This window comes from Grimontia sp. AD028 (genome assembly GCF_000973155.1).
GTDB lineage: Bacteria > Pseudomonadota > Gammaproteobacteria > Enterobacterales > Vibrionaceae > Enterovibrio > Enterovibrio indicus.
In genome coordinates this window covers 1-7,308 of sequence record NZ_LASY01000184.1, presented here as the reverse complement: position 1 = coordinate 7,308, position 7,308 = coordinate 1, and the positions used below count along the sequence as shown (strand labels likewise).

6 protein-coding genes and 1 pseudogene are annotated in these 7,308 nt (G+C 45.7%); 5 read left to right on the top strand and 2 right to left on the bottom strand.

All coding sequences use genetic code 11. From position 1 onward, the window contains the following. Positions 1-512 (bottom strand): annotated as a pseudogene (locus RN22_RS24080) (hypothetical protein); the annotation flags it as partial. A 908-nt stretch (positions 513-1,420) separates the two neighbouring features. Here RN22_RS24080 and RN22_RS24075 point away from each other — a divergent pair. Further along, positions 1,421-2,299 (top strand): DUF1989 domain-containing protein, encoded by an 879-nt coding sequence (locus tag RN22_RS24075; RefSeq protein WP_046308465.1) that lies wholly within the window; start codon positions 1,421-1,423, stop codon positions 2,297-2,299. On the opposite strand, the gene RN22_RS24070 is transcribed toward RN22_RS24075, so the two are convergent. After that, positions 2,300-2,635: a TraR/DksA C4-type zinc finger protein gene (locus RN22_RS24070; protein WP_046308464.1), complete on the bottom strand. Its 336-nt coding sequence runs from the start codon at positions 2,633-2,635 to the stop codon at positions 2,300-2,302. It abuts the gene before it with no gap. Positions 2,636-2,993: 358 nt separating this feature from the next. Here RN22_RS24070 and RN22_RS24065 point away from each other — a divergent pair, with 358 nt between their 5' ends. From RN22_RS24065 to RN22_RS24050, 4 genes are all read left to right on the top strand, one after another. Continuing rightward, positions 2,994-5,183, top strand: a complete 2,190-nt coding sequence (locus tag RN22_RS24065) for a lipoxygenase family protein (protein ID WP_046308463.1) — start codon at positions 2,994-2,996, stop codon at positions 5,181-5,183. A 13-nt stretch (positions 5,184-5,196) separates the two neighbouring features. Beyond that, positions 5,197-5,568, top strand: a complete 372-nt coding sequence (locus RN22_RS24060) for a hypothetical protein (RefSeq protein ID WP_046308462.1) — start codon at positions 5,197-5,199, stop codon at positions 5,566-5,568. Between the two features lie 252 nt (positions 5,569-5,820). After that, on the top strand, positions 5,821-6,192 hold the full coding sequence (locus RN22_RS24575; RefSeq protein ID WP_052737593.1) for a hypothetical protein: 372 nt from the start codon (positions 5,821-5,823) through the stop codon (positions 6,190-6,192). Positions 6,193-6,466: 274 nt separating this feature from the next. Continuing rightward, the coding region (locus RN22_RS24050; protein ID WP_046308461.1) for a retention module-containing protein at positions 6,467-7,308 on the top strand (842 nt) is incomplete at its 3' end.

Here is a 7,308-nt window from a genome sequence, read left to right as displayed (position 1 = left end):
TCAGTGCCGCCCGTGGTCGATCCGTCGGTGCCGCCCGTAGTCGAACCATCGGTGGTACCTGTCGTCGAGCCGTCAGTACCACCCGTAGTCGAACCGTCGGTGGTACCTGTCGTCGAGCCGTCAGTACCACCCGTAGTCGAGCCATCGGTGGTACCTGTGGTCGATCCGTCGGTGCCGCCGGTGGTTGAGCCATCAGTACCGCCCGTAGTCGAACCGTCGGTCGTACCTGTCGTTGAGCCGTCTGTCGTAACGCCAGGGCCACCATTTGGTGGATTTACGCCATCGGTTGAACCATCGTCCCCCGAGCCATCTGTTTTTCCATCTGTCGAACCGCTGTCGGTTATACCGCTGTCTGTTGAACCACCATCAGTTGAGCCAGTCTCTGTGCCGGGATCAGTAATTTCACTATCAGGGTTATTTGCACCAAAGGCGTTATCGCCTGAGTCACAGCCAACTACCAGCAGAACCGAAATTAATATTGCTAATTTGGTTCTGAGCTTGAATTCACGCATGTCATTTGCTCCCAGCAAATTATTCTAAGCACCGAATTGGACAACTATGTGTGAGAGGATTTGGTACAAATTAAGGCAGTTCAACAAACAGATTCATATGACTTCCATGGTCAACAGCCTTTAACCCTTAAAAAGAATTTCCCGTCCTAGCAGGCATCATTAATGAAAAATATCGGCCAGAGAGAAATAAATACAACACACCAGATACACTGAATATATAAGTAAGAGTGAATGTGCAAACTTGAATGGAAGTGCTGCTTTTCTATCAAATCATTTGATTTTTCATTTTTTAATAATGTTATCCATTAGATTTTTACTAACTCTAAACTCATACTTTGCTAGTTCTTTTCTGGTACTCAAAACACTAAGTTTTGTGTTGTTATACGGATCAATATCACATTAATGCATTTTAGATGCATCTAAACGCTTTCTGTTTTTGGTACGCACTTTCATCATCTTATGATTTCATTGACCTTCCAAAAGAATCACATAACAAATTTAAACAGGGAGCTACCTAAATTACATTAGGACTAGTTTTTAAATTAGCAATCCCTACATAAGTTAAAAAAATAAACTAATAAATACATAATTTGACGACAAGAAAATTCATCAAAATATAATCATGGCCAGCATTTAAAACTAGCCACAACTGACAATTAAACTAGTCAAGCAATCAATTATGATTTAATAGAAATTATATAAAAAGTGCAGAAAACCTTAAGATAAAGACTAAAAGTGAAAGGTATCAAAATTAAGGCATCACAAATATAATATATGATACTATTATTTCCATATTAAAATTATGGGAATAGGTTAATGTTCGATTTTATTAACTTTTTCTTGTGTTACCTTATGACCCTATACTTATCCCTAAAGGTTGATGTTGACTGTTTGTCAGGAGTAACAAAATGCATGACCCCAAGTCACCTCTTTGTAGTGCCAACGGTAATCTGATCAATATTCCTGATAATGCCGCAGAGTTGAGAGCCTCCTCTCCTGTTATATGTTACCAAACTGATTCTCTTCCTGTTTTTGATATAACTTTTTATAAATCAATCAGATCAGTATCTGTCAGGACACTGTTGTTTGATATTCCCCCTCGACAAGCGCGATGCTTTACCGTTCCTGCTGGCAGCTTCTTTCGTATTTCCTGCTTACATGGTTCTCAGGTCGGAGATTTAAATCTTTGGCAGCGTGACAATTTGAGTGAGCGCTTTTTTAGTGGAAAAACACGCCAGTTACATGCTACTCACCTAACCACAGGTGACAGGCTTTGGAGCAATATGCCTTATCTGCGCCCAATAGCTACAATCACCGATGATTCACTGCAATGGTATGGCTGGGATGATGACGGTGCTGGTGTACATGACGTGATTGGCACACGATGCGATCCATACACTCATCACAATCTTCATGGCGAAAATTACCATCACTGCTGCCATTCAAATCTCACCAAAGCACTTGCAGACAAGCTCGGTGTTAGTCAGAGAGAAGCGGAACCACATGTTCATGATGTGCTGAATGTCTTCATGTGCACAGGTTTTACGAAAGATACACATCAGTATTTTATGAAGGCGAGCCCTGCCAGAAAGGGGGATTATATTGAGTTCTTTGCAGAAACGGATTTGCTTGGGGCATTGTCAGCATGTCCAGGTGGAGATTGCGGTGCGACGCACTCTAGCGACGAGGCGGAATGCCACCCGCTGACTGTAGAGGTGTTTACCGCACCTGCTGAAAGTTTGATGGGTTGGACACCATTCCAGCCCAGTGAATATCGCCCTGATTAGCTAGCGCGCTTCTTGCCCTTCCTGGCAGCCAACACAGTATCTGACTTCCGGTTTAATGGCTAAACGGGCGTCGGGGATATCCACACTACACTCTTCGCAAAAGCCGTACTCTTCATCTTCCAAACGCTGAAGTGCGGCATTCACTTCATTTAACTGGCTTAGAAAATACCTAAGATTGGATTTGGCCATTTCGTTTTGTTGAATCGCATCGATTCGCGCAACTCGACCGATGCAAGGTTGGTCCAGAGCAACAGGATCCGCTTGGTCTTTCAACAAATCTAGTTCTTCCAGAATGTGAGCTTTCAGGTTTTGCAGCCTTGCTTGATGTTCTGTCATACCGCGTCCTTGAAGCAGAATTCAACCGTTCAACTTATAACCACACTACCAGAGATTCGAGGATTAGGACAAAAACTGAGGTTTTGTCGAAAGCCATAGGCAAACTCTTGGCTTCTGACCGGAAAGTTATCCATTCGCGACGTTTTAGTGTTTTTAAAGACAACTCTTCTACGTGCAGGGATAACCGTCTTTACCCTTCTCACTGATACAGTTTCATTGTTCCAACAACATGCCCGCACCCTCCATCTAGAGCCACAAGATGAAGGATTGCATCGGACTATCGCATTTTTCTCTCAATCAGAAAGGGATTGGACGTGTCCCTATGTTGAACCACCTACAAGAAATAAAGGGGTAAACAATGAGCGATAACAAAATCGAAGAACTTCAGTCTCTATTGAATGTTCCGGATCCCAATGCTACAGCAGCCTCAAGTGATGTACAGACGCGCTCCCTATTCGGTGCCGCGCAGTGCCACAAAGGGACTGGCGTTCTAGCAGATATATTGAATGCTTTGCCTCCCGGTGGATTAGGCGGCAACGAAGAAGCCGCTTCTCCCTATCCGCCAGTCTCATTGCCTCAATACGACTTCACTACTTCTGCGCAACGGGCTTACGCCTTATCCAAAGCCCGAAAAGAAAACACATTTGAATACCTCAAACTTCCCGGTGCTGTCGTTCACGGAAATGTTCAATGTGAAGACGTCGCAAACGCCAATGAATGGCGATATCGAGGAGGGTTAGACGAGCAGGAATACAACTTCGATGTGAATGATGCCGACCCGAACTTCGCTGGGGTGCGGCTTTTTGAAGGGACGGTAGCCTACCTAGAGAAGCACTTTTGGACCATCGTACTGTCACCGGATATTGCCGCGAAGTTTATTAACCTTCTGACCGTCGTATATAGTGAATTGGCTGATGGCAGACCAGAGCGCATCACCTTCGAAATCATGGATCCCATCCTGCTTACCTTCCCGCACAGGAAGTGTAATACCGTCGATGAGCTCGACTTCTACCCCACTTTTTGTACCGACCATCCAAAATATGAAGAACGCATCAAGCAGTGGCCGAAAGCGCCATATGATAAAGATTTCCGTTCCGATGACTTGATTGGCTGGTTGGTTACTGCCGCACCGACACCAGTATTTAATTACTTCAAGCCTTATACCCATCACATGAGCAAGTTCCCCATTACAAATAGCCACTTCAGACGTGTTCAGGGGTTTGAATCTGACAATCTCGATCAGGCCATGGCAGAAGGTCGCCTCTTTATCCTCGATTTTGCCGACTTCCATGATGAAACTGTCGCCAAACGCAATTTCGATAACTTCGGTGCCCGCCTACACGCAGGTATCTGTCTGTTTGCCATTCCTGCGAATGGTACTGGGTTGAAAACCATTGCTATTCAGCCAACACAAACCCCACAACCTGGCGGTTTTTGGAATGATATTGGCTGGTTCTTCCTGGGTGTATTCGGATATGGCGACCAGAAGCACCCGCCCTCAAAAATCATCACTGCGGGAGATAACTACTGGGCTTGGCAAATGGCCAAGAACTGCATCACGACTATGACATCAATGGCAGGCGTTATCGATCACCTCTCCACCCATGTTTACCTTGGTCCGATTCCTGTGGCGTATTTCCGTAACATCACGGAGTACCATCCATTGCGGCCATTACTGGATACCCACTTGATGGCCTTGGTCACCAATAACCATATCGGCATATTCGAAGAAGTTGGCACCAGCGGACTGCCAAATGGTGAAGGGTATGAGTATACCTATGGCAACCCATACAATGGCCTGCTAACCGGCGCAATTCAGAGATTGTCTGGTTTCAGCAGCACAACCTTTGTGAACGCCACGCTACGAAGAAAAAATCACTACCATTTCTTCGAGCACAGCACACCGATTGATCGCATGGCCGACCCAGTTCTTGCACAGCTTGATGAATACCCGCAGCACGACGACAACGGACTGGCTCCTATCATCAATGAATGGGTCGATGGATATCTTCGCCTTTACTACCACTCTGACCAAGACGTTAAAGACGATACGGAACTTCAGGGTTTCCTCTATGAAACAACACATTATGGCAATGTAAGAGGCTTCCCGGATCATGCCGATACTCTGGAGGAACTGATTGATATCGTGTCCCGCATTATTTACTGGATGTCAGTCAACCACGCATTTGGCAGCATGGTTTCCTTTATGAAGCTGAGTGCCTTGGGGGTTTACCGTGACCATCCAATCGACCCACACTTCGGTTATACGGAGCGTGATTGGCTGAATATCTGCCCTCCAATGAATGTTGGAGCGGGCTTGTTTATGTTCTCGCGTATCTTTACCGACTTACCTGAGGATTGGCATCGCTCTCTCGGCAAATATCCCAAAGGACAATTCAAGCACGACCCAAATGTTTATCCGCTGCTTGATGTATTCCAGCAACAACTGCAAGCACTGGATGATGAAATCCGCGAGAAGAACTCGCGCCGTCGTTGGGCATACGACTTGAGAATGCCATCCACCATTACTGTCAGCCCTTGGAATTAACAGGAGTCTTATCATGGATAAGTTTGACCCATCCCGACGGGATTCAATGCGCAAGATGATCATTGCTGGCGGAGCTTGCGTAGCTTTGTCGCAAGTGAATTTGTGGAACCAACCACAGAAAGTACTTACCACGCCAAAAGTGGATGACAAAGAGATTAAAGCGGCGGGCGAAGAACTGGCGCTGACCACGCCAGAGCAAGACGTCTTCGCCGTGATTAAGAAGAACCTGATGCGATCCAAAAACGTTACCGATCAGCAAATTGGCGACTTTTCACGACGCATCGTGGCAGCAAGCCCAGAAGGTACGGATTTCAAACAGGTCTTTTCAGGTTTGCAGAATGAGTTTCATCTGATGGAGCATTTCATTCGATATATCCATACCTAAGCGACTACGCAACTAAACGAGTGCCTTTGCCAGGTTGTGGTAGCGACAACCTGGCCTTTTTTAATCAGCTCTCAAACCCAATTAATACATTTATCCCTGCGCGCTCTGTCGGATAGCGATCTGGCGTCGAATGACAAGCCTACACCCTCTCCGTTTTATAACATTTGAAAATAAGAACTGAAGCCTTCGTAACGTCAGTTGGCATCTTTAGAGGGGATAAAGACATTGGAAATAAGCAGCCATACAAATTTAATGCAAGCGGATCAGGTGCGCAAAGGCATGATCATCAGCAAAACCTGTGCTGTCATCGCCAAAGGGAAAAGCCCTCAAACCACACAGCCAGGATACTCGCTACAATCTATGCGCCATGGCGAGCCTGTTAATGAAGACGCTATTCGTGCTAAAGCGAAACAACTAGGCCTTGATCAGCAAGAACAAGATCTTTTCGTGGTGATCAAACGCAATCTTGTTCATTCGAAAAAAGTCAAAGACGGGCAAATCGCCGCCTTTGCAAAGCATGTTGTCCAGTACTGTGATTCTGAAGCAGACATCTATAACGCGCTGAAAGGCATTGAACAGCAAATGGCAGTCATGGACCATTTCATTCGCTATATCCACGTGTAAAACATCTCCTGAAAACGCCTTATTTCCCCTGCCATTCTGCCGTCAGACAAAATAGTGCCTTAGGCTTTTAACCTGAGGCAAAAACCACACTGTTCCCCACACCCAACAAGCTTGTCAGCCGCTTGTTTTAGTGACCTCATGTTTTTTTACCGTATTTCACCTCCTTAAATATGCAATATCGAGCCACTTCTACTACTTTTAACAAAATGCTCATTTGTGAAATTCGTGTAACACAAATGATTGGATAGTTTCTTTATTATTTGGGTCTGGATCTATGGGGCACGTTAAAGTACCGAACAACGCGGAAGTTCTTTTTGTAAGTGGGTTAGCCTCATTCGTTCATGCAGGTGAAGAACAAGCCCTTAAACTAGGCACACAACTTCATTCCGGCGACACAATTGCAGTTGCAGAAGACACACTGATTGAGTTTCAGGGTGATGACGGAACCGTATATGCCTATGTGGGTGGCGAAGTTGACAGCCTTACGGAATTACTGAATAACCGGAGCCTAGATGATGGGGAAAAAGAAAAGATCCGGGAGATCATTGATGCGATCAAGCTTGGACAAGACCCAACCTTAAATGAAGACAACGCAACTGCTGCGGGCGCAACGCTTTTAAGCTCTGGTTCAAACGGATTTTTTGTTTTGTCACGATCGGCAAGCGAAACGATCGCAACTGCGGGTTATGACACAGAATCCTATGTTGAGCCTCTCTCCAGCCTTAGTGCGAGAGAACAAAATTCAGAATCATTTCTCACAACGCCAACAATCAGTCTCAGCGTCGATACCCTTACCAACGACAACACACCCACTATTTCAGGTAGTACAAACATACTGCCTGGCTCTATCGTTCAGCTAACGATCACTGACTCGACTGGGAATGTCCAAACATTAACTGCAACAGTAGCAGAGGATGGCTCCTTCAGTATTGAAATTACCAACCCTCTGCCGGACGGACCTTTTTCAATTACAGCAACCGTCACTGACTCCCAGGGAAATGCTATCTCGACAACCGCCAACGGTCAGATCGATACACTCGCACCTGGTGAGGGAACGGGCCCAAATGGGACCAATGAGTCTCCTTTGGTTGAGATGCCTGAAGCCACCGGCGGTAT